This is a genomic window from Microvirga arsenatis, assembly GCF_009910705.1.
GTDB lineage: Bacteria > Pseudomonadota > Alphaproteobacteria > Rhizobiales > Beijerinckiaceae > Microvirga > Microvirga arsenatis.
This window is the reverse complement of the sequence record NZ_JAAAXJ010000004.1, coordinates 399469-426295: the sequence shown is the minus strand read 5'-3', so window position 1 is coordinate 426295 and position 26827 is coordinate 399469. Positions and strand designations below refer to the sequence as shown.

The following is a 26827-nucleotide window of genomic DNA, read 5'->3' as shown; positions in this document are numbered from 1 at the left end:
GCCATACCTGTCTTCGCAAGAGGTTGGGCTGAACGACTTGATGGCCCAATCCCCTAATTGATGAGCTGCGCTCGAGATTGACTCCTCAAGATAGAGGCAACAGAATGAAATAACATAAGAACCCTTGTCGAATGGTCGATTTGGTGTTGCCGATCCCCGAGCATGCTGGAGACATCGGTGAAGAGCCATAACCCCGCCTCTGTCTGGCAGGTGCCGGATCCCTTTCGTCCCATCTATTCCCATGCCTTCGAGGTTCCTGCCGGGAAGCGCCTTCTGTTTATCTCTGGACAGTTCGGGGTCGCGCCCGATGGAGCGCTGTCGCCTCAGTTCGAACACCAGTGCGAGCAGGCGATGGACAACGTTGAAGCTTTGCTGGCCGCAGCCGGGATGAACACGACCAATCTGGTGAAGGTCACCTACTTCCTGACTTGCTCTAACGATGCGCCGATGCTCGGAGAGATCCGGCGCAGACGTTGGAGCATGAGTGAAGCACCCTCCGTCACCGCTCTCGTCGTCTCAGCCCTGGCCCGACCGGAATACGTGATCGAAATCGAAGCGATCGCCGCCGATGGGGGCTAGGAACCTGTTGCTGTGGAGGCGGGATGAGGCTTGTTTGGGCCAATTTCTTGACTCGCCGGCCGCTTTCCTCTATCGCCTGACCGCAAATCTGCAGAGCGAGCCCTTTTGAGCCGCCGCCCAGCCCGAGAGGCTGGAGGTCAACGTCCGACAGCGCGATGCGCCCTCGGGCGCGCTTTCATTTGGGTTTACTCGACCGTCATGACCAGGCTCGAGCCGGTCATCCACGCCTTCCGCCCTGGTGCTTGAAAGACGTGGATGGCCGCATCAAGTGCAGCCATGACGAAACAGGATGGTAGCGGATGTCGGACAAAGCCCTGCGCATCGAGGACGCGATCAACGAGACCTGCCCGTGGTCGGGGAAGCCGATCGCGGCGGATTCGCTCACCCTCTATCGCGGCGAAGTGGTCGGCTTCTGCAATCCGGGCTGCCGCGACAAGTTCGAGGCGGCCATCAGCCACTTTGAAAAAGCCCTTGAGGATCGCGATGTACCTCTCATCGCAAGAGGAATTGAGTGATCATGTTCGAAGGCCTGTCCGATAAGCTCTCCAACATCCTCAGCTCGCTGACGCGCCGCGGGGCACTCACCGAGGAGGATGTCAACGCGGCCCTGCGCGAGGTCCGCCGCGCCCTGCTGGAGGCCGACGTGGCGCTGGAGGTGGTGCGCTCCTTCACGGACAAGGTGCGCGCCCGCGCGGTCGGCGCCGAGGTGGTCAAGTCGGTCTCCCCCGGCCAGCAGGTGGTCAAGATCGTCCACGACCAGCTCGTGGAGATGCTGGGCTCCGATGCGGAGGTGATCAGCCTCAACGCGGTTCCGCCGGTGGGCATCCTCATGGTCGGCCTCCAGGGCTCCGGCAAGACGACGACGACCGCCAAGATCGCCCGGCGCCTGAAGGATCGCGAGAACCGCAAGGTGCTCATGGCCTCCCTCGACACCCGCCGCCCCGCCGCCCAGGAGCAGCTCGCGGTTCTGGGCAAGCAGGTGGGCGTCGACACGCTGCCCATCGTCGCCGGCCAGAGCGCGGTGCAGATCGCGCGGCGGGCCATGGAGGCCGCGCGGCTTGGCGGCTACGACGTGGTGATGCTCGACACCGCCGGCCGCGTCACCGTGGACGAGGCCCTGATGGTGGAGGCCGCGGAGGTGCGCGCCGCCACCAACCCGCACGAGGTCCTGCTCGTGGCGGACGCGCTCACCGGCCAGGACGCGGTCAACACCGCCCGCGCCTTCGACCAGCGCCTCGGCGTCACCGGCATCGTGCTGACCCGCATGGACGGCGATGCCCGCGGCGGCGCTGCCCTGTCCATGCGCGCCGTTACGGGTAAGCCGATCAAGCTCATCGGCACGGGCGAGAAGGTCGACGCCCTGGAGGAGTTCCATCCCTCCCGCGTGGCCAACCGCATCCTCGGCATGGGCGACATCGTCTCGCTGGTCGAGAGGGCGGCCGAGAACTTCGATGCCGAAAAAGCCCAGCGCATGGCCGACAAGATGCGCAAGGGCAAGTTCGACCTGGACGACCTGCGCGATCAGCTCGCCCAGATGGAGAAGCTCGGCGGGCTCGGCGGCCTCATGGGCATGCTGCCGGGCGTGGCCAAGATGAAGGCGCAGCTCGAGAGCGCCAATCTCGACGACAGGATCATCAAGCGCCAGCGCGCCATCATCGATTCGATGACTCCGGCCGAGCGCCGCAACCCGGACATCCTCAAGGCCTCGCGCAAGAAGCGCATCGCCTCGGGCTCCGGCGTGAAGGTCGAGGACGTCAACAAGCTTCTGAAGATGCACCGCCAGATGGCCGACGTCATGAAGATGATGGGCGGCGGCAAGGGCAAGGGCATGGCCGGCGCGCTCGGCAAGATGTTCGGGATCGGCGGCGGCATGCCCCAGCCGACCCCGGAGCAGATCGAGGCGCTGCAGAAGCAGATGGGCGGCAAGCTGCCCGACTTCCCCGGTGGCGCCGGCGGCCTTCCGCCGATGCCGAAGGGCGTGCCGGGCCTGCCCGGCCTGGGCGGAGCCAAGATCCCCGGCCTGCCGGGCATCGGCGGCTTCCCGTTCGGGAAGAAGAAGTAAGCGGCATGTCGGCAGTGACGCACCAGACAAGTGAGGTAGGCGCTGAGTTGCAGCGCCTGCGCGACTCCATCGACAATCTCGATGCAGTGCTCGTTCACACGCTGGCTGAGCGTTTCAAGTGCACACAGAAAGTGGGGGAGTACAAGGCCCGCTATGGCCTGCCTCCCGCTGATCCGATCCGTGAGGAAGCTCAGATCAAGCGACTGCGCTCCCTTGCTGAATCCGCGAAGCTCGATCCCGACTTCGCTGAAAAGTTCTTGGCCTTCATCGTCAAGGAAGTCATCCGCCATCACGAGGCTATCGGCACGGCTGGCGGGCTAAAAACTGAAGCACTAGGAGAATAGAATGTCCCTGAAGATCCGTCTCACCCGTGGTGGTGCGAAGAAGCGTCCCTATTACCGCATCGTCGTGGCCGATTCGCGCGCTCCGCGCGATGGCCGCTTCATCGAGAAGGTCGGCACCTACGATCCGATGAAGCCGAAGGACGATGCCGGCCGCGTCGTTCTCGAGATCGAGAAGATCCAGGCTTGGCTCGCCAAGGGCGCCCAGCCGACCGACCGCGTCCTGCGCTTCCTCGATGCCGCAGGCCTCCTGAAGCGCCCGGCCCGCAACAACCCGCAGAAGGCCGTTCCGGGCAAGAAGGCCCAGGAGCGCGCCGCCGCCAAGGCCGCTGCCGCCGGCGAAGGCGAGGCTGCGTAAGCTTCGATATGAAGCGGGGGCGTTCGACAATGCGTGGCTCCAACCCTCTCCCCGCAGCGGGAGAGGGTGCCTCTCGCGTCAGCGAGGGGCGGGAGAGGGGCCGTGCTCACGCGAAGAACGCCCCCTCTCCCGCACAGGGGGGAGGGGGTGGGGCGGCGCCTCTCCGAAACGATCTCGTCCTTGTGGGCGAGTTCGGCCGCGCTCACGGCCTCAAGGGCGAGGTGCGGCTGAAATCCCATACGGGCGATCCGCAGGCGATCGCCCGTTACCGGCCGCTGATCGCAAGCAACGGCAAAACCTATTCCCTGAAATCCGTGCGTCCCGCCCCCGGCGGCGCGCCCGATCTTCTCATCGCCGTCGTCGACGGCGTGACCACGCGCGAAGCCTCCGAGGCGCTCAACCGCGTGCAGCTTTTCGTCGAGCGCGACAAGCTTCCTCCGCCTGAGGAGGAAGACGAGTTCCTGCTCGCCGACCTGATCGGCCTCACCGTTCAGACCGAAGCCGGCGAGATCATCGGCACCGTGGTGGCCGTGCCCAATTACGGCGGCGGGGACCTTCTCGAGATCGCACCCGTCCCGAGCGGCCCGACGGCGCTCCTGCCCTTCACCAGAGCCTTCGTGCCGGTGGTCGACATCGCGGGAAGGCGCATCGTGGCGGCTCCCCCCGACGACCTGTTCGAGCCGGCAAGGCCTGAGCCCGAGGACGAGGCGTGAGCTTTTCCGCCACCATCCTCACCCTCTACCCCGAGATGTTTCCCGGTCCGCTCGGGGTCTCGCTCTCCGGCGACGCGCTGGCGCGCGGGCTGTGGTCGCTTGAGGCCAGGAACATCCGCGATCACGGCCTCGGCCGCCACCGCGCCGTGGACGACACCCCCGCCGGCGGCGGGCCCGGCATGGTGATCCGCTGCGACGTGCTGGGCGCGGCGATCGACGCGGCGGTGGCGCAGAACGATCCGCGCCCGAGGCTGCTCATGAGCCCGCGCGGCCGGCCGCTCACGCAAGCCTATGCGCGCGAGCTTGCGGCGGGTCCCGGCGTCGTCATCGTCTGCGGCCGCTTCGAGGGCGTGGACGAGCGCGTCATCGAGGCTCGTGGGCTGCAGGAAGTCTCCATCGGCGACTACGTGCTTTCCGGCGGCGAGATGGCCGCCATGATCGTGCTCGATGCCTGCGTGCGGCTTCTGCCCGGCGTCATGGGCAAGGAGGCCTCCGGCACGGAAGAGAGCTTCGAGACGAACCGCCTCGAATACCCGCACTATACCAGGCCCCGCGAATGGGAGGGACGCTCCATCCCCGACGTGCTGCTGTCGGGCAACCACGCCGCCATCGAGCGCTGGCGGCGCGAGGAATCGGAGCGGATCACGCGGGAGAGAAGGCCGGATCTGCTCACGTCCGAGCGAGGCTGATCCTCGGGCGGCCGAACCCGAACCGCCATTTGAGATTCACCCCGGCGCTGCCGAGCAGGATGAGCAGGATTCCGCTCCACTGGCCGAGCGACAGATCCCGGCCATAGGCGAGGTAATCGATGAGAATGGCGACCGCCGGATAGGTGAACGAGAGCACGGCGACCACCGGCGTCGGCAGCTTCTGGAGCGCCGCGTACAGCAGGATGTACATGATGCCGGTGTGCACGATGCCCAGCACCGCGAGGTATCCCCATTGCAGGGAGCTCGTCGGCAGGCTGGCGAAGTCGGCCAAGGGCAGGAGCATCGCGGTGCCGAGCATGGCTTGCACGAGCGCGATCACATGCGGCGGGATTCCTTTAAGCTGTTTCACGATGACGGAGGTCACCGCGTAGAGGAAGGCCGCGCCTAAGGCCTGCAGAAGCCCGATCACATAGCCGCCGCTCCAGGAGAGGCTGCCGGCCTGGACCTGGGTGACCATCAGGAGGCCCACGAAGGCGAGGGCGATGAAGCCCAGCGCATCGCCCGTCGGTCGTTCGCCGAACAGGATCATCCCGAGCAGGATCAGGAAGAAAGGCTGGGTGTTGTAGACCGCCGTCGCGATCGAAATCGAGGCATGGCCGTAGGACGAGAACAGCAGCACCCAGTTGAGCACGATGGCCGTGCCGCTCAAGGTTGCGAGCATCAGCGTCTTGGCTGCGAACGGCCAAGGCGTGAGAAGCCCTTTGGCCCAGCAATAGGCGAACAGGCTTAAAGACCCGAACAGGCAGCGGAAGAAGACCACGTTCCAGACGCTCTGGCCGGATTCGACGACGAAGTACCCGATGGTGCCCGAAAGCCCCATCGCGGCGATCATTTCCAGTCGTCCCGACAATCCCAACGGTGATTTCATGGCTGCACCTCCTGTGACGAGGGCAGAACTTTATCTTTTGCCGAGACCGGCGTACTTTCAGGATCGAAAGCGGTTCCAAGGTTTGGCCTTCGAAGCAATGGCGATTTCGGCAAGAAACTTTAAAAGCAAAAATTCGGTTCTGGACGAGATCGATCAGGCGCTGATCGGGCTCCTGAGCGACAATGCCAGGCTCTCCCATGCGGAACTCGCCAGGAGCGTGGGCCTGTCGCCCCCGAGCGTCGCCGAGCGGCTGCGGCGGCTGGAGGAGGAGGGCGTGGTCAAGGCCTATACGGTCGAACTCGACCCGAAAGCCTTGGGCTACACCCTCACCGCCATCGTGCGCATCCGGCCCCTGCCGGGACAACTGCATCACGTGGAGAAGCTGCTGATCGAGACGCCCGAGGTCATCGAATGCGATAAGGTGACCGGGGACGATTGTTTCGTGGCACGCTATCTCCTGCGCTCCATCGACGAGCTCGACCCGATCCTTGAGAGGATCGCCCAGCGGGCCCAGACCAGCACCTCCATCGTCAAGGCCTCCCCGGTCAAGCGCAGGCTGCCGCCCATCCCCTGAATGCGGCTTCGGCGTCAGGTCTGGGCGCCTGCATCGAGCCTCGCCCCAAAGGTCTTCAGGTATTTCATGCCCGTGTCGCACATCACCGTGACGACGGTGGCATCCGGCCCCAGCCGTTCGGCGAGCCGCAAGGCCGCGATCACGTTGGCGCCGGTGGAGGTGCCGGCGAAGAGGCCTTCCTCGCGGGCGAGGCGGAAGGCCATCGCCATGGCCTCCTCGGTCGAGGCCTGCTCGATCCCGTCGACGCTCGACCCCTGCCAGAGCGGCACCACGTAGCCCGCGCCGATCCCGTCGATCCTGTGAGCGCCGGAGGGGCCGCCGGAGAGCACGGACGACTCGGCGGGCTCCACGGCGACGATGCGAATCCCGCTTCGATGGTGTCGCAGGCGCTCGGCGATGCCGCGCAGGGAAGCCGCCGTGCCCACGCTCTGCACGAAGCCGTCGATGCGGCCCTCCGTCTGCCTCCAGATCTCGTCCGCCATCCGGTGATAGGCGGCGAGCTGGTCCCGGTTCCTCATCTGGTCGGTCCAGAAGGAACCCTTCGCCTCGGCGAGGACACGCGCCTGCTCGATCATGTCCCTGGTGAGCTTTTCCGTCATGCGCCCGCCGTCGCTTTCCACGATGTGCAGCCTCGCGCCGAGCAGCCGCATGTGGTCGAGTTTTTCGCGGGAAAAGGCATCCGAGGTCACGACGTCGAGCGGATAGCCCTTCACCGCGCAGACGAGCGCGAGGGATACGCCGGTGCTGCCCCCGGTATATTCCACCACCGAGCCGCCGGGCCCGAGCCGTCCGCTGGCCTCCGCCGCTTCGATCATGGCGAGCGCCATCCGGTCCTTCATGCTGCCGGTGGGGTTCTCGTTCTCACATTTCAGCAGGATGCGGGCGCCGTTGGCGGGTGCGATGCGGCGCAGGGCGATCAGCGGCGTGCTGCCGATGCGGTCGAGGATCGTGCGGGGCTGTGCGGTCATGGGTGCTGTCCGGGGAACGTGCCACCTCGTTAATCCGAGACCGGCCTCCCGTCAGGTCCGGAATCCGGACTTCTCGACCGTAACCTGCCATGGTAGCGCTTGGCCCATGGCAGATTACGGTCAGTTCTGTTCCGTGGCCCGCGCCCATGAGGCCATCGGCGGGCGCTGGACGCTTCTCGTCGTGCGCGAGCTTCTCTGCGGCAGCCGGCGCTTCAACGACATCCGCCGCGGCATCCCCCGCATCTCCCGCACGATGCTGTCCGAACGCCTGCAGGCATTGGTGCAGGTCGGCGCCGTGTCGCGCATCGAGGGCGAGCATGGGCCGGAATACGTGCTCACGGACGCCGGCCGCGAGCTGATGGAGATCGTGGGCGCGCTCGGCACCTGGGGCCAGCGCTGGTTGCCGCGGCAGGCGTCAGCCGAGGATCTCGAGCTCGAGCCTGTCCTTGTCGACATGCAGCGGCGGGTGCGGGCGAAGGCCCTGCCGCAGGACCCCCTGGTCGTCCGTTTTGCCATCGAGGGGCAGCGCCAGCCGCGTTTCCTGCTGCTCAAGGAGGGCGAGATCTCGCTCTGCACGCAGAATCCTGGGTTCCCGGAGCCGCTGTGCATCCGGACTTCCCTATCCGCCCTGGTCGCCTGGTGGCGCGGCGACGTGAGCTTTGCCGAGGCGCAGCGGATGGGGCTGACGGTAGAAGGGCCGCGAGCGCTGGCCAAGGCGTTTCCGGGCTGGTTCGAGCGGTACCTGTTCGCTGAAGTCAGGCCTGCTGCGAAGGAGTAAAGACTGGTCATCCCAGACGGCGCAGCCGATCCGGGATCGCCAACGGAATAGGGCACTGAACTGCCTCTCCCCCAAGAAGAGGCGAACCAGTGCCACTCTCGTCCTACGATCCCGGATCTCCGCTGCGCTCCGTCCGGGAATGACAAGGGGGCGGAGGCTCGACAACCCGCCCAAACTCCTGTATAGGCGCGGCCTCAACTCAAAACAGGACGCCGAAATCCCGCAGGCTTGGGGCTGCCCTGAGACCTCGCAACGGCAGGAGTACAGACCGATGAACCTCATCCAGCAGCTCGAGCAGGAGCAGATCGCCAAGCTCGGCAAGACCATTCCCGATTTCCAGCCCGGCGACACCGTCATCGTCAACGTGAAGGTGAAGGAAGGCGAGCGCACCCGCATCCAGGCCTATGAGGGCGTCTGCATCGCCCGTTCCGGCGGCGGCCTCCACGAGAGCTTCACGGTCCGCAAGATCTCCTACGGCGAGGGCGTCGAGCGCGTGTTCCCGCTCTACTCGCCGCTGGTCGACTCGATCAAGGTCGTGCGCCGCGGTGCCGTCCGTCGCGCCAAGCTCTATTACCTGCGCGACCGCCGCGGCAAGTCGGCCCGCATCGCGGAGCGCGCCGAGCGCCAGGACAAGGGCGAGACCCCGGCCGCGGCCGAGTAAGCCTTCTCCGGCTCACAGGCAGAATTTGAAAAGCGCGGCTCCAAGCCGCGCTTTTTTGCTAAGGGCACAAGCTTTGCGGATGTGGCGGCGCGACAAAAATATTATTGCGCCGTATGTCCTGTCTGCTATGCGATCGTTTCAAGGCGGCCTGCGCTCAGAGCATCTTCTCCTCGACGCCGGGAGCCGCTAGACACATCAGACACTCGATTTGGATTGTTGGAAGAGAACCATGGCTCAAGCCCGCACCCTCTATGACAAGATCTGGGACGATCACGTCGTCGATCAGCAGGATGACGGGACATGCCTTCTCTATATCGACCGTCATCTCGTGCACGAGGTGACGAGCCCCCAGGCCTTCGAGGGCCTGCGCGTGGCCGGGCGCCAGGTGCGCCAGCCGCACAAGACGCTCGCCGTGGTCGATCACAACGTGCCCACCACCGACCGCTCGCATGGGATCGAGGACCCTGAATCCGCCACCCAGGTGGAGACGCTCGCCCAGAATGCCCGCGACTTCGGCATCGAGTACTACAACGAGCTCGACCGGCGGCAGGGCATCGTCCACGTGGTCGGGCCGGAGCAGGGCTTCACGCTTCCCGGCATGACCATCGTCTGCGGCGACAGCCACACCTCGACCCACGGCGCCTTCGGGGCGCTGGCCCACGGCATCGGCACCTCGGAGGTCGAGCACGTGCTCGCCACCCAGACGCTGATCCAGAAGAAGGCCAAGAACATGCGCGTGACCGTGGACGGGCAGTTGCCCGCCGGCGTCACTGCCAAGGACATCATCCTCGCGATCATCGGCGAGATCGGCACCGCCGGCGGCACCGGCCACGTGATCGAATATGCGGGTGAGGCGATCCGTTCGCTGTCGATGGAAGGCCGCATGACGATCTGCAACATGTCCATCGAGGGCGGCGCCCGGGCCGGCATGGTGGCCCCCGACGAGAAGACCTATGCCTATCTCAAGGACAAGCCCAAAGCGCCGAAGGGCGAGGCCTGGGACGCCGCCGTGCGCTACTGGGACAGCCTCCGCACGGACGAGGGTGCCTTCTTCGACACCGAGATCCGGCTGGATGCCGCGAACCTGCCGCCGATCGTCACCTGGGGCACCTCTCCCGAGGATGTGGTCTCGGTCACCGGCGTGGTGCCGAACCCAGACGACATCCAGGATGAGAACAAGCGCCGCTCCAAGTGGCGCGCGCTGGAGTACATGGGCCTGACGCCGGGAACGAAGATCACCGACATCACGCTGGACCGCGTGTTCATCGGCTCCTGCACCAACGGCCGCATCGAGGACCTGCGGGCGGTGGCCAAGGTGGTCGAGGGCAAGCGCGTGGCGGAGAGCGTCAATGCCATGATCGTGCCCGGCTCCGGCATCGTGAAGATGCAGGCCGAGGCCGAGGGCCTGGACAAGATCTTCAAGGCGGCCGGCTTCGACTGGCGCGAGCCCGGCTGCTCCATGTGCCTGGCCATGAACGCGGACCGGCTGGCGCCTGGCGAGCGCTGCGCCTCCACGTCGAACCGCAACTTCGAGGGCCGCCAGGGCTTCAAGGGCCGCACCCACCTGGTCTCGCCCGCCATGGCGGCTGCGGCGGCCATCGCGGGCCGCTTCGTGGACATCCGCACCTTCGGCTGATTCACAGCCCCACACGAAACGAAAAGGCCGTGACTCGGGCGAGTCACGGCCTCTTTCATGCGGAAAGCCCGTCGAGCTTAGTCCACGTAGACCCGGCGGCCGGCGATCACCTGACGGCACTCTTCGACGGGACGACGGACGATCACGCCGCTCGGGCGGACGCGCTCGCGGATCACCGTGCGGCACACCGTGCGGGTGCGGGCAGGACGCACCACGCGGCGCTCGATGATGCGCTCGCGATAGACCGGACGATCCTGCACCAGACGAACGCCCGACGGGCCGATCCGCACATCAACACCCTGAGCCGACGCCGTACCGGCGCCGAGAACAGTCAACCCGGCCACAGCCAGGACACCAAGAATCGTACGCATTGTTGCCTCTCCGAGAATGGGTTATCCGGGGCTGTTAACGGCTGGACGCCGGAGGCGTTCCGTTGCGAAGCTGCCGTCCGGGCGGCATGGTGAAGCAGCCGTTAAGGCGGGAGGAAGCCGATGAACGACCGGGAGCGGGAGGCCCGCGAGGCGCTGGAGCGGGTGCAGCGGGATGCGGAGACCCTGGGCTCGTCAGCCCTCGCCCGCATGGGCCGGCGCGCCGGTGATCACTTCGGTGGGAAGGATGCGGTCGGCTCGGGCCAGGACGGCGGCACCGATCCGGTCGAACTCTGGGGCCGGCGCATCGGGCGGGCGCTGTCTCTCGTGGGCGTGGTCGTCCTCGGCTTGTGGCTCCTGGTCCAGCTTGGCATTCTCTAGACCATGACCGACTGGGCCAATCTCCAGGCACCCTCCCTTGCGGACCTCGAAGCCCTTGCGCACGATGCCTATGCCCGCCTGCCGGAGGAGTTCCGGGCCCTGTGCGAGGGCGTCGTGATCCGGGTCGAGGATTTTCCCGATGACGAGACGATGCGGGAGATGGGCTGCGAGACGCCCTTCGATCTTTTAGGCCTCTTCCGCGGAATCGGCCTCGCCCAGGGCGGCGCCATGATGCAGACGGGCCAGTTTCCCAACATGGTCTGGCTCTACCGCCGCCCGATCCTCGACTATTGGGCCGAGCACGAGGAGAGCTTGGGCCACCTCGTCACCCATGTGCTGGTCCACGAGATCGGCCACCATTTCGGATTGTCCGACGAGGACATGGCAGCCATCGAGGCGGCGGCTGGATAAGCCCTTATGACATTTCCTTATCGGTGAAGCCCGCGCATGGATCAGAATACCCCCCGGTTCACGCCGCAGAGTGTAGCGGCTCTCAACAACCTGGCCGCTTTCCTGGCTATGGACGATTTCGGGCCTAAAGGGCCTAATGGCTTACCAAAGGACATGGCGGCCCAGCCCGTCGATTGCGTCATCCTAGCCGGCAATTGCGTTCTTGAGACAGCTGAGGGCGCCTTTCGTGCCTTAAAGAGCGGAGTTAGTCCAAGACTCCTGATTACGGGCGGCATCGGTCATGCCACGGAGTTTCTGTGCCGGAAGATCGCCACACACCCGGTCTACCGGTCCGTCGCCACCGAGGCGCGAACCGAGGCTCACATGCTCGCGGACATCGCCGAGCGATTCTGGGGCATCGATCGATCAAGCATTCTCATCGAGCCGGGCTCCGCCAATAGTGGCGAGAACGCCCGGTTCTCGCGCAGAATCCTTGAGGATGCCGGCCTACCCATGAGAACGATCCTGCTCGTGCAGGATCCGACGATGCAGAGGCGGGCCGATGCCACATTCCGCAAGGTCTGGAGCGACCAGACCGATGTGTCGATCCTGAACTGGCCGACATTCACTCCTCGCGTGTGCTTGGCGGGGGAGGAGCTTCGGTTTGATCTGAGCGGGGTTGCCGGATTGTGGTCAATGGACCGATTCCTGTCTCTCGTCATGGGAGAAATCCCCCGGTTGCGCGACGATCCTCATGGCTATGGTCCCAGGGGCACGGGCTTCATCATGCATGTGGACATTCCTGAACACATTGAAGCAGACTATGCGCAATTAAAGGACAACTTGGCCGGCCGTTTTGTAAGCCGGTAATCCACCATGCGGCTATCGTTGCCCTAGCCGCGCCCGAAACCCTTTGATATGAGGCACCGGACAGCGGCCGGAGGGCCGCCCGAAGGATGACAGGACCATGGACAAGTTCACCGTGCTCGAAAGCGTCGCGGCGCCGCTGCGGATCATCAATATCGACACCGATATGATCATCCCCAAGCAGTACCTGAAGACGATCAAGCGCACGGGGCTGGGCAAGGGCCTCTTCTCCGAGATGCGCTACCGCGAGGACGGCTCGGAGAACCCGGACTTCGTGCTCAACCAGCCGGCCTACCGCAACGCCAAGATCCTGATCACCGGCGACAATTTCGGCTGCGGCTCGTCCCGCGAGCATGCCCCCTGGGCGCTGCTCGACTTCGGCATCCGCTGCGTGATCTCCACGAGCTTCGCCGACATCTTCTACAACAACTGCTTCCAGAACGGCATCCTGCCGATCAAGGTCTCTCCGGAAGACCTGGAAAAGCTCTTCGACGACGCGGGCCGCGGCGCCAACGCCACGCTGACGGTCGATCTCGAAAGCCAGGAGATCCGCGGCCCCGACGGCGGCAAGATCCATTTCGACATCGACCCGTTCAAGAAGCACTGCCTGCTCAACGGCCTCGACGGCATCGGCCTGACCATGGAGAAGGCCTCCGCCATCGACAGCTTCGAGAAGAAGCTGTCCGAGCGAGCCTGGGCTTAACCTTTTCGCGAAGTCCCGCGTCAAGCCTGGGCTCGTCCCGGGCTTTCGCGCTTACGCGGTTTGAAGATCTGGATGGCCGCAACAGGTGCGGCCGTGCCGATCATGTGAACGCGACGCACCGGATCGCAGAGGGCGTTCCAGCCCCGTTTTCACAAGATTAACCAAATTCCCTGCAATCTGCGCGGCATGAAAAACATTCTTGCCCCCGCTCTTTTCGTTCTCGCAGGCCTCGCCGCCACGCCGGCCACGGCCCAGGCCGATTTCGGATCCTGCCTCGCCGGCCTGAGATCCCAGGCCGCCGCCAAGGGCATTTCGGCCCAGGCCTTCGACGCCGCCACCCGCGGCATCGCGCCGGATCTCACGATCCTCGACCTCATGAACAACCAGCCGGAGTTCAAGACGCCGATCTGGGACTATCTCGCGGCGCTTGTGGACGACGAGCGGGTGCAGGACGGTCGCATGGCCATGCGGCAATGGGGCCAGGCGCTTGCCGCGGCCGAGGCGCGTTTCGGCGTCGACCGCCATGCGATTGCCGGCGTCTGGGGCGTGGAGTCCAACTTCGGCAAGGACATCGGCGGGCGGCCCCTGGTTCAGTCGCTGGCGACCCTCGTCTGCTATGCGCCGCGCCGCAACGAGTATTTCAAGGGCGAGCTGATGGCGACGCTCAAGATCGTGCAGGACGGGGACATCAACCCGACGGCCCTGCGCGGCTCCTGGGCCGGCGCCTTCGGGCACACCCAGTTCATGCCCTCCACCTTCCAGCGCCTCGCCGTGGACGGCGACGGCGACGGACGCCGCGACATCATGAACTCCGTGCCGGACGCGGTGCATTCCACCGCCAACTTCCTCAAGAAGGCCGGCTGGGTGAACGGCCTGCCCTGGGGCTACGAGGTGCGCCTGCCGGAAAACTTCAACCCGGGCCTGGCCGGGCGCAAGAACAAGAAGCCGCTGAGCACGTGGGCCGCCATGGGCGTGCGCCGGATCGACGGGCGTCCGCTCGAAGGCAACTACGCCGCCGGCATCATCATCCCGGCCGGCGTGAACGGCCCAGCCTTCATCGTCACCAAGAACTTCGACGCGGTCTATTCCTACAACGCCGCCGAGTCCTACGGGCTCGCTATCGCGCTCCTCGGCGACCGGCTGAAAGGCCTGCCCGGCATCCAGACCGCCTGGCCCACCGACGATCCGCCGCTCTCCCGCGCCCAGCGCCGCGAGCTGCAGCAGTTGCTGACCGCCCGCGGCTACGACGTGGGCGAGCCGGACGGCAAGATCGGCGCCAAGACACGCGAAGCCATCAAGGACGTGGAGCGCCGCATCGGCCTCGAGCCGCGCGGCCGGCCCGGCGGCAAGGTGCTGCAGGCGCTGCGGGGCTAGGAGCGCCATGAACGTGAGTACGCTTCTTCTGTTCGTGCCCGCGTGCTTTGCTCTCAATCTAGCCTTCGGCCCCAACAACCTGCTGTCCCTGACTTATGGCCTGCAGCAGGGCGTGCGCACGGCCGTCCTCGCCTCGGGCGGACGGCTCATCGCCTTCGCGCTGATGATCGGGCTGACGGCCCTGGGGGTCGGTGCGGTGCTTGCCGCGTCTGAAACGGCGTTCACGATCCTCAAGTGGGCCGGCGCCGCCTATCTCGTCTGGCTCGGCTTCAAGATCCTGCGGACCTCCGGATCGGTAACGGCCTCGTTCGAGCCTGCGCCCCGACGCTCCCTGCGGTCCTTGAGTCTGCAGGAATTCTGGACCGCCATCGGCAACCCCAAGGCGATCCTGATCTTCACGGCCTTCCTGCCGCAATTCATCGAACCCGAAGCGTACTGGACGAGCTTTGCGCTGAACGGCCTGGTCTTTCTCCTGCTGGAGGTTGTGGCCGTGCTCTTCTACGCCGTGCTCGGCCAGCGCTTGAGCGCCTTGAGCCGCAACAAGCCTGTTGTCGGATGGCTCAACCGCATCTCCGGCGCGACCATGATCGGCTTCGGCGTCGCACTCCTGTTCACCCGCCGTCCCGCCTGACCGTTTCCGAAGCCGTTCGGTCTTCCATCGGCTAGGTTGCAGCGCATGCCTGTTTGGGGTTGTACTGCCCCATGCTCATCGCCATCCTGACCGACATCCACGGCAACCGCGAGGCCCTCTCCGCCTGCCTCGCCCATGCTCGCCTGTTGAAAGTCGACCGCTTCGTCTTCCTGGGCGATTATGTCGGCTACGGCGCCGATCCGGCCTGGGTGGTCGACACGGTCAGGGCCATGGTGGACGAGGGTGCCGTGGCGCTTCTCGGCAACCACGACGCAGCCATCGACGGCTCCGACGAGGACATGAACGGCACCGCCCGGGAGGCGATCCGCTGGACCCGCGGGCAGCTCGGGCCGGAGCAGCGCCGCTTCCTCGCCGATCTGCCTCTCGTCCACGAGGACGGGAACGTCCTCTACGTGCATGCCAACGGCTATGCCCCGCGCAATTGGGACTACATGGACGGGCCCATGGAGGCCATCCGGCATTTCTCCCGGGTCGAGGCCCACATCACCTTCTGCGGCCATGTGCATGTGCCCATGCTCTACCACATGAGCACCACCGCCAAGGTCGGCGCCTTCTCGCCGGTGGCGAACAACGACATTCCCTTGCTGCCGACCCGCACCTGGCTTGCCGTGATCGGCGCCGTCGGGCAGCCGCGGGACGGGGTCGCGGCGGCGAACTACGCCGTCTTCGACACGGCCCGCCAGACCCTGCGCTACCTGCGGGTGCCCTACGACACGGCCGAGGCCGCCCGCAAGGTGCGCGAGGCGGGCCTGCCCGAGAAGCTGGCGCTGCGCCTCGAGCAGGGGCGCTGATCCATGCGCTGGCGGCTGAGCCCGGGATTGGTGATCGACGGCTTCGAGCTCAAGGAGCATTTGAGCACCGGCGGCATGGCGCTTCTCTGGTCCGTCGCAAGGCCGGACGATCCGACCCCGCTCGTCATGAAGATCCCGCTGCTCCTCGACAGCGACGACCCGATTCCCATCGTCTGCTTCGAGACCGAGCAGATGATCATGCCGCGCCTTGTCGGTCCGCACGTGCCGCGCTTCGTGGCGGCAGGCCCCCTCGACCCCATGCCCTATCTCGTGATGGAGCGGATCCCGGGCGAGTCGCTCAAGGGCCGCCTCGACGAGGTGCCGCTGCCCTGGCCCGAGGCGGTCGCCATCGGCGCGAAGGTGGCGCGCGCGCTGCACGACCTGCATCTGCAGAAGGTCATCCACCTCGACATCAAGCCGAGCAACGTGATGATCCGCGAGACCGGCGAGGCGGTGCTCATCGATTACGGCTTTGCCCGCCACGAGCAACTGCCCGACCTTCTCGCCGAGGAGTTCCGCGAGCCCTTCGGCACCACGCCCTACATGGCGCCCGAGCAGGTGCTGCAGGACCGGGCCGACCCGCGCAGCGATCTCTTCGCGCTCGGCGTCATGCTGTATTTCTTCGTCACCGGGGAGCGCCCCTTCGGCACCCCGCGCGGCGGGCAGATCCGCCGCCGCCTGTGGCGCGATCCGGTGCCGCCGCGGCGCCTGGCGCCCGGGTGCCCGCCCTGGCTGCAGGAGGTGATCCTGCGCTGCCTAGAGGTCGACCCGCAGGACCGCTACGCCACGGCCGCCCAGCTCGCCCTCGATCTCGAGAATCCCGGCCAGGTGACGCTTACCGAGCGGGCGGAGCGCCTGGAGCGGGACAGCGGGCTCAAGACCTTCCGGCGCTGGCTCAAGGCCCGCAAGGCGAAGGCCCTGGAAACGCCCAACATCGCGGGCCAGCTCTCCCGCGCCCCCATCGTGCTCGCGGCGGTCGATCTCTCCCCGGGCAGCGAGGATCTGGCCGAGGCCCTGCACCTGATGGTGCAGCGCATCCTCTCCATCGAGGGCGAGGCCCGCATCGCCTGCGTCAACGTCCTGAAGACCTCGCGCATCGCGGTGGACATTCTGGAGGACGCGGAGGGCAACAGCCTCCACGTCCAGCGCCTCGTGCAGCTCAAGCACTGGGGCTCGTCCCTCGACATCCCGAAGGAGCGGATCTCCTACAGCGTGCTCGAAGCCCCCGATCCGGCGGGGGCCCTCGTCGATTATGCCCGGCACAACAACGTGGACCACATCGTGATCGGCGCCCGGGCCTCCTCGGCGCTCAGGCGCTACCTGGGAAGCGTCTCGTCCCAGGTGGTGGCGGAGGCCCCGTGCTCGGTGACCGTGGTGAGGACTCCGAAGGACCGCCGCGCGGGTAGCGGGTGACTGGATTTCTCCTGGCGTCCGACGCGACAAAAGCTTGCCAAGCGGGCTGTTCGGCCTTTTAAGAGCCCTGCATCCGATCACAGCAGAACAGGGGTCCTCCCATGGCAACGCACAAGCTTCTCCTTCTCCCCGGCGACGGCATCGGGCCGGAGGTCATGCGCGAGGTGGAGAAGATCGTGGGCTGGTTCCGCAAGCGCGGCGTCGGCTTCGAGACCGAGACGGACCTCGTCGGCGGCTCGGCCTACGACGCCCACGGCGCGGCCATTTCCGAAGCGGCCATGGACCGGGCTCAAGCGGCGGACGCGGTGCTCTTCGGCGCGGTCGGCGGCCCGAAATGGGACGGCGTGCCTTACGCCGTGCGCCCCGAGGCGGGCCTTTTGCGCCTGCGCAAGGATCTCGGCCTCTTCGCCAATCTTCGCCCGGCGATCTGCTATCCGGCGCTGGCGGATGCCTCCTCCCTCAAGCGCGAGGTGGTGGAGGGCCTCGACATCATGATCGTGCGCGAGCTCACCGGCGGCGTCTATTTCGGCGAGCCGAAGGAGATCGTGACCCTGGAGGACGGCTCCCAGCGCGCGGTCGACACGCAGGTCTATCACACGCACGAGGTCGAGCGCATTGCCCGCGTCGCCTTCGACCTCGCCAAGAAGCGCCGCAACAAGGTCTCCTCGGCCGAAAAGTTCAACGTGATGAAGACCGGCGTGTTCTGGCGCCAGGTGGTCACGCGCATCCACAAGAACGAGTTCTCGGACGTGCAGCTCGAGCACGTGCTCGCCGACAACTGCGCCATGCAGCTCGTGCGCTATCCGAAGCAGTTCGACGTGATCGTCACCGACAACCTGTTCGGCGACATCCTTTCCGACATTGCGGCGATGCTCACCGGCTCGCTCGGCATGCTCCCGTCCGCATCCCTTGGCGCGGAGGATCCGGCCACCGGAAAGCGCAAGGCGCTCTACGAGCCGGTCCACGGCTCGGCGCCGGACATCGCCGGCAGGGGGCTTGCCAACCCGATTGCCATGATCGGCTCCTTCGGCATGGCCCTGCGCTACTCCTTCGGCCTTCTCGACGAGGCCGACCGCCTGGACAAGGCCATCGCCAGCGTGCTGGCCTCCGGCACCCGCACCAAGGACATCGCCGGCCCCGGCATGAACGCGGTCGGCACGGCGGATATCGGCGATGCCATCGTCAAGGAGCTGGAGGCACAGTCCTGACAGAAGAAAAGCCCCGGATTTCTCCGGGGCTTTTTCGTGAAGGGGTCAGCGGATCGATCCGGTCGTCTCGATATCCGAGAACGGGTTGCGCGCGCCCACGAAGGGCCCGCCGATCGGGTCGGGCAGGGAGCCCTCGCCGAAGCGGTCGCGCTGGTGGTTCCAGGGCGGATTCGTCATGTAGGACAGCATCGGCTGCGTGGCATAGCGGTTGAGCGAGCCGGGCGTGGCAACGCGGCCGGGATCGAGGAAGCTGCGGGGCTGCACGCGGAGAACGAGGGGCCGGTCCTGAGCCTGCGCATCCGCCACCATCGGGGCGGTCGTGAGCGCAGCCATTGAGGCCAGACCCAGAAGGGCGAAGCGGCGCATGGATAAACCTCCGGGAGCGGCGCCAGCTCCTGTGCTGCGCGCCGTCGTCACAAGCCAAGACTGTCAGAACAAGGCGAGGCCCCTGCGCTTGGTTCCCTCGCGCCGTGCCGTCCCGCCCGCGTCAGGGCCGAGCCGGAGGCCTGACGCTCACCGCCGCGGTGCGGGCGGAGGGGCCGCAGGCGTCGGTACGGCTGCGCTCGGCTTGGGCGAAGGCCGCCTTGAGGGAAGGGCTGGCGCTGCCTGTCGGCACGATCCCGTCGATGAAGCAGGCGAGCTGCGCGTCGTCGGGGGCGGAGGACCCGCACAGCCAGCCCTGGAGGCCGAAATGGGCATCCATATCCGTGAAGCGGAAGGCTTGGCAGGCCTGCTCGGCCTTGGCCGCCAGGGTCAGGGGAGCGGCCTCCAGGGGACCGAACTTCGTCGCCACCGTCCGGCTCTGCCCCTGGTGCGCCACGGCGAGACCTGCCCGGGCGGCCCTGCGGACGATCTCGATGTAGAAGCTGCCCGGCGGCTCGGCCGTGCCCTGCACGAGGCTCACCTGGGCATAGCGGAAGTCGCCGAAGCGCCCGAGGGTCAGGGTGTCCTCCCGGGCGCCGCTGCCATGCTGGCGCGCCTCCGCCGCCACCGGGCCGGCGGTGCCGGAAAGGGCATAGGGAGCGGGGGAGGGCGGAAGCGGCCTCCAGGCCGGCGCGGGGGCGACCAGGACGGAGGAGGGCACCTCCTTCGCGCGCTCGGCGGGGCGACGCGCCGGTTCCTGCTGCAGAGCCAGATAGGCGAGGCCCGCGATGCTGCAGGAGGACATCACGATCACCCGCAGCCAGGAGGGGCGCTTGCGCCTCAGGCGACGGGCCGGGCGCTCGTCGACCCAGTCGGCGATGTCGTCCTCGTCCCATTCTGGGGTGACTGCCCGCGGCATCGCTCAACCCATCCAGCCCGGTGATTGCTTCCTCCTCATGTTCTACCGTGACAGGCCGAGCGCTTCGAAAGCTTTTGCTAAGCAAGGTAAACCGAAGCTTAAGACCGTCGGGCCGCCTTAGACCAAGGGCTGCAAAGAGAATGCTTGACGGGAGAGAACCTTTGGTGTGTTGGTGAGTTCACCGAAGCCTGCTTCAGGCTTCCGGATGGACGATGGCAATGGCGCTGCTCACCCTCACGACGAGCAAAACGAAAACCGCCGCAACGACCGTGAAAACCACGGCCGCTTAAGCCTCGTCGTCCCCGGTCCTCTCTCCCGTCGGGGCGAGAGGCAGCACCCGAACAGGGTTTTTTGAGTTTTCCGGGGAGAGCGACAACAGGAGAAGATCGATGGGTTTCAAGATCGCCGTGGTCGGTGCGACCGGCAATGTGGGCCGCGAGATGCTGAGCATCCTCGCCGAGCGGGCCTTCCCGGCCGACGAGGTGGTGGCGCTGGCCTCCCGCCGCAGCCAGGGAACGGAAGTCTCCTACGGCGACCGGACGCTCAAGACCAAGACCCTGGACACCTACGACTTCTCCGATGTCGATATCTGCCTCATGTCCGCCGGCGGCGAGGTCTCGAAGGAGTGGTCGCCGAGGATCGCCGCTCAAGGAGCGGTCGTGATCGACAACTCCTCCGCCTGGCGCTACGACGCGGAGGTGCCGCTGGTGGTGCCGGAGGTGAATGCCGAGGCCCTGCGCGAGATCAAGAAGGGCATCGTCGCCAACCCGAACTGCTCCACGGCCCAGCTCGTGGTGGCCCTGAAGCCGCTCCATGATGCCGCCACCATCAAGCGTGTCGTGGTGGCCACCTACCAGTCGGTCTCCGGCGCCGGCAAGGACGGCATGGACGAGCTCGACCGCCAGACCAAGGCGCTCTACTCGCTCCAGGACGTGCAGGAGAAGAAGTTTCCCAAGCGCATCGCCTTCAACCTGATCCCCCATATCGACGTGTTCATGGAGGACGGGTACACGAAGGAGGAGTGGAAGATGACGGCCGAGACCAAGAAGATTCTCGACCCGAAGATCAAGCTCACCGCCACCTGCGTGCGCGTGCCCGTCTTCATCGGCCACTCGGAGGCCGTGAACGTGGAGTTCGAGAAGCCGATCACCGCGGACGAGGCCCGCGAGATCCTGCGCGCGGCGCCCGGCATCATGGTGGTCGATAAGCGCGAGCCCGGCGGCTACATCACCCCGCACGAGGCCGCCGGCGAGGACGCCACCTACATCTCCCGCATCCGCGAGGACATCACGGTGGAGAACGGCCTGTCCTTCTGGTGCGTCTCCGACAACCTGCGCAAGGGCGCGGCGCTGAACGCCGTGCAGATCGCCGAGGCCATGGCCAACCGCGGCCTGCTGAAGCCGAAGAAGCAGGCGGCGTGATCGATCGAAAACCAAATGAAAAGGCCGCCTCCGGGCGGCCTTTTCGTTTCAAGACGTGTGAGGAGGTCAAGCCGTCTCGGACGCGTCCTCGCGATAGACGAAGAAGTCGAAATCCGCCGGCAGGGCCCGGCCCGTCATGTCGTGGGCGGCCATGCCGACGAAGGCTCCCGTGAACGAGCCGTGGGCGCCGGGACCCGCCTCGTCGGACAGGATGCTCGCGTCGAGAACGGGGCCGACCGGAATCCAGGTCACGCCGTCCTCGGACCACCGGAACTGCAGCTCCGCCAGACGGACATCGACGCCGAGGTGAACAGGCCCCTTCTGCGGCAGGGGCAGATCGCTCTCGAGCGCATAGGTCATCAGGGCATCGGGGTGATCGCCCAGGCAGGAGATGACCTGAAGGACGCGCCGTCCCTCGTCATCGGCGGAGACGGCGAGATAGTGGAAGCGGGCGCGGTCGTAGTAGCAGATCAGGCCTGCCAGCTGCTGGTAGGTCTCGGGCTGGACCTCCACCACGGTTTCGGCCGAGTAGGTCCAGGAGGTCTGGCGGCGGGCCACCAGGGCCTGCTCGAACCAGCTTCCGATCGACTCGCGCCCAAAGAGCCGCAAATGGCCGGGACGGGCCGAGAGCGAGAAGATCCGCTCCGGCTCCGGCGTCCTCAGCCACTGGAACGGGGAGGGAAGCTCGCCCCCGTCGAAGTCGTGGCGCTCGGGCTCGGGCGGGAAAGGATGCGGGGGAAGATCCGGCCCCTCGACCTCGAGGGCCGGCACCTGCCCGCCCTGGGCCAGGTAGAGCCAGCCGTCCTCCTTCCAGACCACCCGCTGGATTGCCGTTTCGCGCCCCAGGGGCGAGCGCCGGGTTCCCGGCAGGGGGCGGCTGCACAGATGGGTGTGAAACACCTCCCCGGTGGAGGTTTCCACGTAGAAGCCGTGGCCCGCGCGCTGGAGCGGCGCGTCCGGGGCGTCCTTGCTGGTGATGAGATGGGTGTCGGGATGAAGCTCGTAGGGTCCGTCGATGGTTTTTGAACGCGCCATCGTGACCGCATGATTGTACGCGGTGCCGCCCTCGGCAACGGTCAGGTAGTACCAGCCGTTGCGCTTCCACAGATGCGGCCCCTCGACGAGGCCGAGCGGGCTGCCCTTAAAGATGTTCTTGATGGGGCCGACGAGCCGCTGCTCCGCGGGCGAATACTCCTGCAGCAGGATGCCGTCGAAGGAGCTGCGGCGGCGCCGGTGATCCCATACCATGTTGACGAACCACTTGCGGCCATCGTCGTCATGGAACAGCGACGGATCGAAACCCGAGGAGTTCATGTAGACGGGGTCGGACCAGGGGCCTTCGATGGACGGCGCCGTCACGAGGTAGTTGTGCGTGTCCTTGAAGTTGCCGAGGCGCCGCTTCACGTCGGTGTAGATCAGCCAGAACAGGCCGTCCGCATAGGTGAGCGCCGGCGCCCAGACGCCGCAGCTGTCGGGATTTCCCCGCATGTCGAGTTGGGACTTGCGGTTGAGCGGGCGGCAGGCCAGCCGCCAGTTCACCAGATCGCGGGAATGGTGGATCTGCACCCCCGGATACCATTCGAAGGTCGAGGTCGCGATGTAGTAGTCGTCGCCGACCCTGCAGAAGGCCGGATCGGGATTGAAGCCCGGCAGGATCGGATTGCGAATCGTGGCCATGGGTGTTTCCGGTAGGAGAGCAGGGAGGTGGGCCGCTCCGAGAGCGGCTCCGGGATCCTAGCCCTTGACCTCGCGCGCGGAAAACATCGAGACGCGCTCCGGCACGTTCTCCACCACCGGCTTGAACTCGCCCGTCTCGGGGTCGCGCACCAGCAGCACTCCGGTCGCAACGCCGAAATAGGCGCCGTGGAGATGCAGCTTGCCGCGCTCCACCAGGACGCGCACGCAGGGAAACGTCATCAGGTTCTTGAGGCTGTTCTCGATGGCGGCGAGTTCGAGCCGCGGCAGGTACTCGTCGAGATTGCCGTTATGAGGTCCGAGACGCTCTCCGGCCGGCTTGATCAGGCTCATCCAGCGGCCGATGAAGTCGCCCGGCGAGAGCGGCGCCGTCTCGTCGGCAAAGGCGCGCACGCCGCCGCAGCGGGCATGGCCCAGCACCACGATGTGCTTGACCTTCAGCGCCTGCACGGCGAACTCGAGGGCCGCCGATGTGCCGTGGTAGTCGCCGCCCGTCTCGAAGGGCGGCACGAGATTGGCCACGTTGCGCACCACGAACAATTCGCCCGGGCTCGCGTCGAAGATCACCTCCGGCGAGACGCGGCTGTCGCAGCAGCCGATCACCATCACCTCCGGGGACTGGCCCTTTTCGGCAAGGGCCTCGAAGCGGCTCTTCTCGCGCGGGAAGCGCCCGTCAAGAAAGGCGCGATATCCTTCGGTCAGGCGGGTCGGGAACATGTGGTCGCTCCTATGGGTCGGGGGCTTATATGCCCCTGGGCCAGAAGCCTCAACAGGGCTGGCATCATCAGAAATGGTCCGAGCGGATCACCTGCACGTCGGAGACGGTGACGATGCCGATGTGGCGGGCTACGACCGAATAGACCTCCTCCAGAACGGGATCGAGCCGGGCCGGATCGGTGATGCAGATCACCATCATCATGCGACCTGCATCGCCTGCGAGCCCCTCGCTGCTCCAGAGGCCGTCGTGTCCGCGGCCTGCGAGGGCTGGCACCACCGTGTAGCCCGTCACCTGGGAGCGGTCGAGGCGCTCCAGGAGCCGCCGCAGTGCCGGATACTCGACGACGATCTCGATGCGCTTCTTCAGATGGGTCTGCATGGGCGCTCTCTTCCTCCGGAAGGTGTCTATCCTGCCACAAATCCGGCCAGGGCCAGATAGAGAGGGATCCCGATGGACAGGTTGAAGGGAAAGGTCACCCCGAGCGACAGGGTGAGATAGATGGCGGGTTTCGCCTCCGGCAGGGCAAGGCGCATGGCGGCGGGCACGGCGATGTAGGAGGCGGAAGCCGCAAGCGTGACGAACAGGGCCGCACCTCCCGGGGACAGGCCCAGCGGCCAGACGGCGAGGGTGGCGAGCGCTGCGCTGATGAGCGGCATGACGATGCCGAAGCCCAGGACCGGCGCCGAGAGATGGCGCACGCCCTCGCGCATCCCGCGCCCCGCCACGAGACCCATGTCCAGCAGGAAAAGGCACAGCACGCCGCGGAACGGATCGACGATGAACGGCGCAATCATCTGCAGGCCCTTGGGGCCGGTGGCCCAGCCGATGAGGAACGAACCCACCAGCATCACCACCGAACCGTTGAGGCCCACCTCGTGCAGCAGGGGGCCGAGCCCCTCGCTCCCGCTCCTGGTCGGCTGCCCGCTGCGGGCCAGCAGCAGGGCTGAGAGGATGGCGGGGGTTTCCATGACCGCTGCCACGGCGACGATATAGCCCTCGAAGGGCAGGTTCTGCCCGCGCACGATCTCGGTCGCGGCGATGAAGGTGACGATGGAGATCGAGCCGTAGTGGGCAGCCACCGCGGCCGCATCCACCGTGGACAGGCTGGAGACCGCACGCAGGATCAGGAAGCCGATGATGGGAAGAGCGAAGGACAGGACGATACCCGCACCCATCACGCCGATCATGCGCAGGGTGATGCCGTTGGCCGCCACCTCCACCCCGCCCTTGAAGCCGATGGAGAGCATCAGGTAGAGCGCGAGCGTCTTGGCCACGGCTTCCGGGACCGTCAGGTCGGAACGGGCAAGCGCCGCTGCCAGGCCCAGTGCGAAGAACAGCACCGTGGGCGACAGCAAGTTCTGGGCGGCAAGGTCGACAAGGTTCACGGCAACAGACCTGCGGATGGGAGAGGATTGCGGCAGAAATTGCCGCATTTCAGGAAGCGATTTCGGCGAGGCGGGCGAGCTCGACATTGGCCCCGCACAGGAGCACGCCGATCCGCTCGCCCGAACGGGGTTTATAGGCCCCCGAGATCAAGGCCGCCAGAGCCGCCGCGCCGCCGGGTTCGGACGCGATGCGGTAGTCGCGCCAGAGCGCCCTCTGCGCGTCGCGGATCGCCGCATCGGTGACCAGCGCCACGTGATCGACGCTCTTGCGGCAGATGTCATAGACCAGATCGCCGGTGTTCTTGGCGCCGAGCGAATCGGCCGCCACCGAATCGATCTCCACGTCCACCGGCCCTCCGGCCTCCAGCGCCGCATGGAGCGCCCGCGAGCCTTCCGGCTCCACGCCCACCACCTTCACACGGCCGGCCCACCAGCTCGCGACGCCGCCGATGAGGCCGCCGCCGCCCACCGCCACGAGCACCGTATCGAGGGCAGGGCCGTCCTGCTCCCATTCGAGGGCGGCGGTGCCCTGGCCGATCATGGTGCTTTCCGCCGCGAAGGGATGGATGCGCAGGGCGCCCGACTCCGCCACGTAGGCGTCGCAGGCCTCCTGCGCATCCGCATAGCGCGCGCCGCCGATCACCACCTCGGCCCCGTGCGAGCGGATCACCGCGATCTTCGCAGGGCTCGAAATCTCCGGCACGAAGATGCGCGCCTTCACCCCCAGCCGGCGCGCCGCATAGGCCACCGCCGCCCCGTGGTTGCCGCCCGAGGCCGCCGCCACGCCGGCTGCGGGAACGGGCATCGACAGCAGGGTGTTGAAGGCGCCGCGGGTCTTGAACGAGCCCGCATGCTGCAAAAATTCCAGCTTCAGGCTCACCGGCCCGTCATGGCCGAAGGCCTGGCCCACATGCAGGAGCGGCGTGCGCCGCACGTGCGGCGCGATGCGGGCATGGGCTTGTTCGATCTCGGCGCGGGTGATGGTCATGGGTGAACCTTGGGGCTGCGCAGCGTCCATATGGCGACCGGCAGGCCGTGGGCGTCGCGGCCGGGCGGGTCGGGAAAGGGTTGTCCCCCACCTCTTGCGATATCCAGCGCCACGGTCAACCCCGCGAGCGCATCGAGCAGGTCGTCCTGGGCCGCGCCGCGGGGCGGGGACGCATGGATAAGGGGTTCCGGCAGGAGGCCGGATCGGCCGAGAAGCGCGCGCCGCAGGGCCATGCCGGGCCCGTAGGGCACGCCCTTCACCTTCTTCGGCTCAGGAAGGGCTTGGCGGCCATTGAGTGCCCAGAAGGCGAGCTCGGGATGGACCTCGTAGACCCGGGGCATGAGATCGGGCCGGGCGCGCAGGAGCGCATCGATCTCGCGGATCTTGGGGAAGATCGCAAAGCCCTGCCGCGACACCTTCCGAGGCGGCTCGGACGTGGCGGCAGCGATGGAGCAGGCCTGCCCGTAATCCTCGGCCTTCACGGCGCGGCGCGAGGGGATCGCGAAGACGGAGGATTGCCGCTGGCCGAGCAGGGGACGGATCAGCTGCTCCGGCAGCCGGCCCGAGCCTTCCGTGCGCTCGGGCAGGCCGATGGGCATATCGACGGCGATCACCTCGGGCTTTTCGGTTGCATCGGCGATGGCGGCGAGCGTCGAGGCGGTGACGATGCGGTGCGCCTGCGGATCGTCCACCCGCATGAGCACCGCGATCCACCCGGCCCGGCAACCGTCGACTCCTGCCACCCACATCGATTTTCCTTCCGTCTTGCCGTCACATCTTCCCTCCCCCTTGCGGGGAGGGACAAAGGGTGGGGGTCGAAAAGTCAGACTGCTACTTGCTAATGCCTGGAGCTCAACATCAATACAGCATTGGACTGGTTTCAACCCTCACCCGGTCGGACCACCCCCACCCCTAACCCCTCCCCGCAAGGGGGAGGGAAAAT

The 26827-nt window shown here is 66.6% G+C and carries 32 protein-coding genes; 21 read left to right on the top strand and 11 right to left on the bottom strand.

What is annotated here, in order from left to right:
- Window positions 1-162 precede the first annotated feature (162 nt).
- The 7 genes from GR303_RS10905 (at window position 163) to trmD (ending at window position 4742) form a co-directional block, all read left to right on the top strand.
- On the top strand, window positions 163-579 hold the full coding sequence (locus GR303_RS10905) for a RidA family protein (protein ID WP_161721917.1): 417 nt from the start codon (window positions 163-165) through the stop codon (window positions 577-579).
- A gap of 299 nt (window positions 580-878) precedes the next feature.
- Window positions 879-1094, top strand: coding sequence for an eL24 family ribosomal protein (locus GR303_RS10900; protein WP_161721918.1), 216 nt, complete (start codon window positions 879-881; stop codon window positions 1092-1094).
- 2 nt (window positions 1095-1096) lie between these two features.
- Window positions 1097-2641: a signal recognition particle protein gene (gene ffh, locus GR303_RS10895; RefSeq protein ID WP_161722285.1), complete on the top strand. Its 1545-nt coding sequence runs from the start codon at window positions 1097-1099 to the stop codon at window positions 2639-2641.
- 5 nt (window positions 2642-2646) lie between these two features.
- Window positions 2647-2985 carry a chorismate mutase gene (locus GR303_RS10890; RefSeq protein ID WP_161721919.1) on the top strand — a complete coding sequence of 113 codons (339 nt, stop codon included), beginning with the start codon at window positions 2647-2649 and terminating at the stop codon, window positions 2983-2985.
- Between the two features lies 1 nt (window position 2986).
- Window positions 2987-3340, top strand: coding sequence for a 30S ribosomal protein S16 (gene rpsP, locus GR303_RS10885; protein ID WP_161721920.1), 354 nt, complete (start codon window positions 2987-2989; stop codon window positions 3338-3340).
- A gap of 8 nt (window positions 3341-3348) precedes the next feature.
- Complete coding sequence (rimM, locus tag GR303_RS10880) at window positions 3349-4053, top strand: ribosome maturation factor RimM (protein WP_425487094.1); 705 nt, start codon at window positions 3349-3351, stop codon at window positions 4051-4053.
- Window positions 4050-4742 (top strand): tRNA (guanosine(37)-N1)-methyltransferase TrmD, encoded by a 693-nt coding sequence (gene trmD / locus GR303_RS10875; protein ID WP_161721922.1) that lies wholly within the window; start codon window positions 4050-4052, stop codon window positions 4740-4742. Before rimM ends, trmD begins: the two co-directional genes overlap by 4 nt.
- Here the strand turns inward: trmD and GR303_RS10870 are convergent.
- Window positions 4723-5631 (bottom strand): DMT family transporter, encoded by a 909-nt coding sequence (locus GR303_RS10870; protein ID WP_201751992.1) that lies wholly within the window; start codon window positions 5629-5631, stop codon window positions 4723-4725. The genes trmD and GR303_RS10870 overlap by 20 nt on opposite strands.
- 97 nt (window positions 5632-5728) lie before the next feature.
- On the opposite strand from GR303_RS10870, the gene GR303_RS10865 reads away from it, so the two are divergent.
- A complete protein-coding gene (locus tag GR303_RS10865; protein WP_161722287.1) occupies window positions 5729-6205 on the top strand; it encodes an Lrp/AsnC family transcriptional regulator in 477 nt (158 codons plus the stop codon).
- A gap of 14 nt (window positions 6206-6219) precedes the next feature.
- On the opposite strand, the gene GR303_RS10860 is transcribed toward GR303_RS10865, so the two are convergent.
- Window positions 6220-7173 (bottom strand): PLP-dependent cysteine synthase family protein, encoded by a 954-nt coding sequence (locus GR303_RS10860; RefSeq protein ID WP_161721923.1) that lies wholly within the window; start codon window positions 7171-7173, stop codon window positions 6220-6222.
- A 106-nt stretch (window positions 7174-7279) separates the two neighbouring features.
- On the opposite strand from GR303_RS10860, the gene GR303_RS10855 reads away from it, so the two are divergent.
- The 3 genes from GR303_RS10855 (at window position 7280) to leuC (ending at window position 10248) form a co-directional block, all read left to right on the top strand.
- Window positions 7280-7951 (top strand): winged helix-turn-helix transcriptional regulator, encoded by a 672-nt coding sequence (locus tag GR303_RS10855; protein ID WP_161721924.1) that lies wholly within the window; start codon window positions 7280-7282, stop codon window positions 7949-7951.
- A 271-nt stretch (window positions 7952-8222) separates the two neighbouring features.
- Complete coding sequence (rplS, locus tag GR303_RS10850) at window positions 8223-8612, top strand: 50S ribosomal protein L19 (protein ID WP_161721925.1); 390 nt, start codon at window positions 8223-8225, stop codon at window positions 8610-8612.
- A gap of 229 nt (window positions 8613-8841) precedes the next feature.
- Window positions 8842-10248 carry a 3-isopropylmalate dehydratase large subunit gene (leuC, locus tag GR303_RS10845; protein WP_161721926.1) on the top strand — a complete coding sequence of 469 codons (1407 nt, stop codon included), beginning with the start codon at window positions 8842-8844 and terminating at the stop codon, window positions 10246-10248.
- A 77-nt stretch (window positions 10249-10325) separates the two neighbouring features.
- Here the strand turns inward: leuC and GR303_RS10840 are convergent, their stop codons facing one another.
- On the bottom strand, window positions 10326-10619 hold the full coding sequence (locus GR303_RS10840; RefSeq protein ID WP_161721927.1) for a hypothetical protein: 294 nt from the start codon (window positions 10617-10619) through the stop codon (window positions 10326-10328).
- A gap of 120 nt (window positions 10620-10739) precedes the next feature.
- Here GR303_RS10840 and GR303_RS10835 point away from each other — a divergent pair, with 120 nt between their 5' ends.
- From GR303_RS10835 to leuB, 9 genes are all read left to right on the top strand, one after another.
- The gene (locus GR303_RS10835) at window positions 10740-10997 is read left to right on the top strand and encodes a hypothetical protein (RefSeq protein ID WP_161721928.1); all 258 of its coding nucleotides are present in this window, start codon (window positions 10740-10742) and stop codon (window positions 10995-10997) included.
- A gap of 3 nt (window positions 10998-11000) precedes the next feature.
- The gene (locus GR303_RS10830) at window positions 11001-11408 is read left to right on the top strand and encodes a metallopeptidase family protein (protein ID WP_161721929.1); all 408 of its coding nucleotides are present in this window, start codon (window positions 11001-11003) and stop codon (window positions 11406-11408) included.
- A 36-nt stretch (window positions 11409-11444) separates the two neighbouring features.
- The gene (locus tag GR303_RS10825) at window positions 11445-12257 is read left to right on the top strand and encodes a YdcF family protein (RefSeq protein WP_161721930.1); all 813 of its coding nucleotides are present in this window, start codon (window positions 11445-11447) and stop codon (window positions 12255-12257) included.
- A gap of 97 nt (window positions 12258-12354) precedes the next feature.
- Window positions 12355-12957: a 3-isopropylmalate dehydratase small subunit gene (gene leuD / locus GR303_RS10820; RefSeq protein WP_161721931.1), complete on the top strand. Its 603-nt coding sequence runs from the start codon at window positions 12355-12357 to the stop codon at window positions 12955-12957.
- Between the two features lie 186 nt (window positions 12958-13143).
- A complete protein-coding gene (locus GR303_RS10815) occupies window positions 13144-14331 on the top strand; it encodes a lytic murein transglycosylase (RefSeq protein WP_161721932.1) in 1188 nt (395 codons plus the stop codon).
- A gap of 7 nt (window positions 14332-14338) precedes the next feature.
- Entirely contained in the window at window positions 14339-14962 is a 624-nt protein-coding gene (locus tag GR303_RS10810) for a LysE family translocator (RefSeq protein ID WP_161721933.1), read from the top strand.
- A 71-nt stretch (window positions 14963-15033) separates the two neighbouring features.
- Window positions 15034-15774, top strand: a complete 741-nt coding sequence (locus GR303_RS10805) for a metallophosphoesterase family protein (RefSeq protein ID WP_161721934.1) — start codon at window positions 15034-15036, stop codon at window positions 15772-15774.
- A 3-nt stretch (window positions 15775-15777) separates the two neighbouring features.
- A complete protein-coding gene (locus GR303_RS10800) occupies window positions 15778-17187 on the top strand; it encodes a serine/threonine protein kinase (protein ID WP_161721935.1) in 1410 nt (469 codons plus the stop codon).
- Between the two features lie 101 nt (window positions 17188-17288).
- Window positions 17289-18395: a 3-isopropylmalate dehydrogenase gene (gene leuB / locus GR303_RS10795; protein ID WP_161721936.1), complete on the top strand. Its 1107-nt coding sequence runs from the start codon at window positions 17289-17291 to the stop codon at window positions 18393-18395.
- 45 nt (window positions 18396-18440) lie between these two features.
- On the opposite strand, the gene GR303_RS10790 is transcribed toward leuB, so the two are convergent.
- Together GR303_RS10790 and GR303_RS10785 are read right to left on the bottom strand one after the other, a co-directional pair.
- Window positions 18441-18761 (bottom strand): hypothetical protein, encoded by a 321-nt coding sequence (locus GR303_RS10790; protein ID WP_161721937.1) that lies wholly within the window; start codon window positions 18759-18761, stop codon window positions 18441-18443.
- Window positions 18762-18882: 121 nt separating this feature from the next.
- The gene (locus tag GR303_RS10785) at window positions 18883-19677 is read right to left on the bottom strand and encodes a hypothetical protein (protein WP_161721938.1); all 795 of its coding nucleotides are present in this window, start codon (window positions 19675-19677) and stop codon (window positions 18883-18885) included.
- 389 nt (window positions 19678-20066) lie between these two features.
- Between GR303_RS10785 and GR303_RS10780 the strand changes: the two genes are divergently transcribed.
- Complete coding sequence (locus GR303_RS10780; protein WP_161721939.1) at window positions 20067-21098, top strand: aspartate-semialdehyde dehydrogenase; 1032 nt, start codon at window positions 20067-20069, stop codon at window positions 21096-21098.
- Window positions 21099-21164: 66 nt separating this feature from the next.
- Here the strand turns inward: GR303_RS10780 and GR303_RS10775 are convergent, their stop codons facing one another.
- From GR303_RS10775 to GR303_RS10750, 6 genes are all read right to left on the bottom strand, one after another.
- Entirely contained in the window at window positions 21165-22775 is a 1611-nt protein-coding gene (locus GR303_RS10775; protein ID WP_161721940.1) for a glycoside hydrolase family 43 protein, read from the bottom strand.
- 57 nt (window positions 22776-22832) lie between these two features.
- A complete protein-coding gene (locus GR303_RS10770; RefSeq protein WP_161721941.1) occupies window positions 22833-23510 on the bottom strand; it encodes a carbonic anhydrase in 678 nt (225 codons plus the stop codon).
- A 67-nt stretch (window positions 23511-23577) separates the two neighbouring features.
- Window positions 23578-23889 (bottom strand): DUF190 domain-containing protein, encoded by a 312-nt coding sequence (locus tag GR303_RS10765; protein ID WP_161721942.1) that lies wholly within the window; start codon window positions 23887-23889, stop codon window positions 23578-23580.
- A 26-nt stretch (window positions 23890-23915) separates the two neighbouring features.
- Entirely contained in the window at window positions 23916-24896 is a 981-nt protein-coding gene (locus tag GR303_RS10760) for a sodium-dependent bicarbonate transport family permease (RefSeq protein WP_343038396.1), read from the bottom strand.
- Between the two features lie 49 nt (window positions 24897-24945).
- The gene (locus GR303_RS10755; RefSeq protein WP_161721944.1) at window positions 24946-25884 is read right to left on the bottom strand and encodes a threonine/serine dehydratase; all 939 of its coding nucleotides are present in this window, start codon (window positions 25882-25884) and stop codon (window positions 24946-24948) included.
- The gene (locus GR303_RS10750; protein ID WP_161721945.1) at window positions 25881-26633 is read right to left on the bottom strand and encodes a DUF429 domain-containing protein; all 753 of its coding nucleotides are present in this window, start codon (window positions 26631-26633) and stop codon (window positions 25881-25883) included. Before GR303_RS10750 ends, GR303_RS10755 begins: the two co-directional genes overlap by 4 nt.
- Window positions 26634-26827: the final 194 nt, after the last annotated feature.

Coding starts and splice junctions, on each gene's coding strand:
- GR303_RS10905 (WP_161721917.1), top strand. CDS start 163: ATGCTGGAGACATCGGTGAAGAGCCATAACCCCGCCTCTGTCTGGCAG.
- GR303_RS10900 (WP_161721918.1), top strand. CDS start 879: ATGTCGGACAAAGCCCTGCGCATCGAGGACGCGATCAACGAGACCTGC.
- ffh (WP_161722285.1), top strand. CDS start 1,097: ATGTTCGAAGGCCTGTCCGATAAGCTCTCCAACATCCTCAGCTCGCTG.
- GR303_RS10890 (WP_161721919.1), top strand. CDS start 2,647: ATGTCGGCAGTGACGCACCAGACAAGTGAGGTAGGCGCTGAGTTGCAG.
- rpsP (WP_161721920.1), top strand. CDS start 2,987: ATGTCCCTGAAGATCCGTCTCACCCGTGGTGGTGCGAAGAAGCGTCCC.
- rimM (WP_425487094.1), top strand. CDS start 3,349: ATGAAGCGGGGGCGTTCGACAATGCGTGGCTCCAACCCTCTCCCCGCA.
- GR303_RS10870 (WP_201751992.1), bottom strand. CDS start 5,631: ATGAAATCACCGTTGGGATTGTCGGGACGACTGGAAATGATCGCCGCG.
- GR303_RS10865 (WP_161722287.1), top strand. CDS start 5,729: ATGGCGATTTCGGCAAGAAACTTTAAAAGCAAAAATTCGGTTCTGGAC.
- GR303_RS10860 (WP_161721923.1), bottom strand. CDS start 7,173: ATGACCGCACAGCCCCGCACGATCCTCGACCGCATCGGCAGCACGCCG.
- GR303_RS10855 (WP_161721924.1), top strand. CDS start 7,280: ATGGCAGATTACGGTCAGTTCTGTTCCGTGGCCCGCGCCCATGAGGCC.
- rplS (WP_161721925.1), top strand. CDS start 8,223: ATGAACCTCATCCAGCAGCTCGAGCAGGAGCAGATCGCCAAGCTCGGC.
- leuC (WP_161721926.1), top strand. CDS start 8,842: ATGGCTCAAGCCCGCACCCTCTATGACAAGATCTGGGACGATCACGTC.
- GR303_RS10840 (WP_161721927.1), bottom strand. CDS start 10,619: ATGCGTACGATTCTTGGTGTCCTGGCTGTGGCCGGGTTGACTGTTCTC.
- GR303_RS10835 (WP_161721928.1), top strand. CDS start 10,740: ATGAACGACCGGGAGCGGGAGGCCCGCGAGGCGCTGGAGCGGGTGCAG.
- GR303_RS10830 (WP_161721929.1), top strand. CDS start 11,001: ATGACCGACTGGGCCAATCTCCAGGCACCCTCCCTTGCGGACCTCGAA.
- GR303_RS10825 (WP_161721930.1), top strand. CDS start 11,445: ATGGATCAGAATACCCCCCGGTTCACGCCGCAGAGTGTAGCGGCTCTC.
- leuD (WP_161721931.1), top strand. CDS start 12,355: ATGGACAAGTTCACCGTGCTCGAAAGCGTCGCGGCGCCGCTGCGGATC.
- GR303_RS10815 (WP_161721932.1), top strand. CDS start 13,144: ATGAAAAACATTCTTGCCCCCGCTCTTTTCGTTCTCGCAGGCCTCGCC.
- GR303_RS10810 (WP_161721933.1), top strand. CDS start 14,339: ATGAACGTGAGTACGCTTCTTCTGTTCGTGCCCGCGTGCTTTGCTCTC.
- GR303_RS10805 (WP_161721934.1), top strand. CDS start 15,034: ATGCTCATCGCCATCCTGACCGACATCCACGGCAACCGCGAGGCCCTC.
- GR303_RS10800 (WP_161721935.1), top strand. CDS start 15,778: ATGCGCTGGCGGCTGAGCCCGGGATTGGTGATCGACGGCTTCGAGCTC.
- leuB (WP_161721936.1), top strand. CDS start 17,289: ATGGCAACGCACAAGCTTCTCCTTCTCCCCGGCGACGGCATCGGGCCG.
- GR303_RS10790 (WP_161721937.1), bottom strand. CDS start 18,761: ATGCGCCGCTTCGCCCTTCTGGGTCTGGCCTCAATGGCTGCGCTCACG.
- GR303_RS10785 (WP_161721938.1), bottom strand. CDS start 19,677: ATGCCGCGGGCAGTCACCCCAGAATGGGACGAGGACGACATCGCCGAC.
- GR303_RS10780 (WP_161721939.1), top strand. CDS start 20,067: ATGGGTTTCAAGATCGCCGTGGTCGGTGCGACCGGCAATGTGGGCCGC.
- GR303_RS10775 (WP_161721940.1), bottom strand. CDS start 22,775: ATGGCCACGATTCGCAATCCGATCCTGCCGGGCTTCAATCCCGATCCG.
- GR303_RS10770 (WP_161721941.1), bottom strand. CDS start 23,510: ATGTTCCCGACCCGCCTGACCGAAGGATATCGCGCCTTTCTTGACGGG.
- GR303_RS10765 (WP_161721942.1), bottom strand. CDS start 23,889: ATGCAGACCCATCTGAAGAAGCGCATCGAGATCGTCGTCGAGTATCCG.
- GR303_RS10755 (WP_161721944.1), bottom strand. CDS start 25,884: ATGACCATCACCCGCGCCGAGATCGAACAAGCCCATGCCCGCATCGCG.
- GR303_RS10750 (WP_161721945.1), bottom strand. CDS start 26,633: ATGTGGGTGGCAGGAGTCGACGGTTGCCGGGCCGGGTGGATCGCGGTG.